This is a genomic window from Caballeronia udeis, assembly GCF_001544555.2.
Lineage (GTDB): Bacteria > Pseudomonadota > Gammaproteobacteria > Burkholderiales > Burkholderiaceae > Caballeronia > Caballeronia udeis.
This window is the reverse complement of record NZ_FCOK02000213.1, coordinates 1-1,102: the sequence shown is the minus strand read 5'-3', so window position 1 is coordinate 1,102 and position 1,102 is coordinate 1. Positions and strand designations below refer to the sequence as shown.

Genomic DNA, 1,102 nt, shown 5'->3' with positions numbered 1-1,102 from the left:
CTAGTCAGTTGAACCATTGAAATTGCACTGATCTAACGGTGCATGGACAAGATGAATCTGAGCGAAGCCGAGCGCGAGGAATTGATGGCGATGCAACGCAGTCGCACGATGGCCGTAGGTCAAGTGCGACGTGCGCGGCTGATCCTGCTGCTCGACCACGGGGCCTCGCGCGAGGCGATCATGAATGAGTTGCGATGCGACTCGCGTTTCATCACGACCTGGAAGACCCGCTTCGCGAGCGAGCGTCTGGCGGGACTGTATGGGCGACATCCGGGCCGTGCGCCGCGCCGGGATCTGGCACGCCTGGAAGCCCGGGTGCTTGATTACACGCTCAGACGTAAGCCGCAGGACGGCTCGACCCACTGGAGCAGCCGCAAGCTCGCCGCGCAGTTGGGCGTACCGTTCATGACGGTGCAACGCATATGGCGCAAGCACGATATCCGTCCTCATCGACTCGACACCCACATGGTGTCCAACGATCCCGACTTTGAAACGAAGGCGGCCGACGTCATCGGGCTGTACCTGAACCCGCCGACGCATGCGGTGGTGTTCTGCGTGGACGAGAAGACCGCGATCCAGGCGCTGGACCGCAAGGACCGGATGTTGCCGCTCTCGCCCGGGCGTGCCGAGAGTCATGGTTTCGAATACAAGCGCAATGGCACCCTGAGTTTGTTCGCCGCGCTGAACACGGCCACCGGCGAAGTGCTGGGCAAGACTGCATCGCGCCACACCAGTGCCCAGTTCGTCGCCTTTCTCACCGAGGTCATGTCGGCCCACCGCACCACGCAAGAGATTCACGTGATCTGCGACAACGTCAGCAGCCACAAAACACCGGCTGTCCACACGTTCCTGCTCGATCATCCCAACGTCACGATGCATTACACACCCACCTATTCGTCATGGCTGAATCAGGTTGAGAACTGGTTTGCTCGCATTCAGCGCGATGTCATCACGCGCGGCGTGTTCACCAGCACCAAAGACCTCGACAAAAAGCTCATGCGCTATATCCGCCAGTACAACAAGCAAGCCGAACCGTTGAAATGGAAGTACGCCAACCCCAAGCGCCGCATCCGGTGCGATTCATCCGGTTCAATGGACTAGT

The 1,102-nt window shown here is 59.9% G+C and carries 1 protein-coding gene; it reads left to right on the top strand.

Annotation, left to right across the window (positions count from 1 at the left end):
- The first annotated feature begins 42 nt into the window (after window positions 1–42).
- Window positions 43–1,101, top strand: coding sequence for an IS630 family transposase (locus AWB69_RS45265; protein ID WP_062093245.1), 1,059 nt, complete (start codon window positions 43–45; stop codon window positions 1,099–1,101).
- Window position 1,102: the final 1 nt, after the last annotated feature.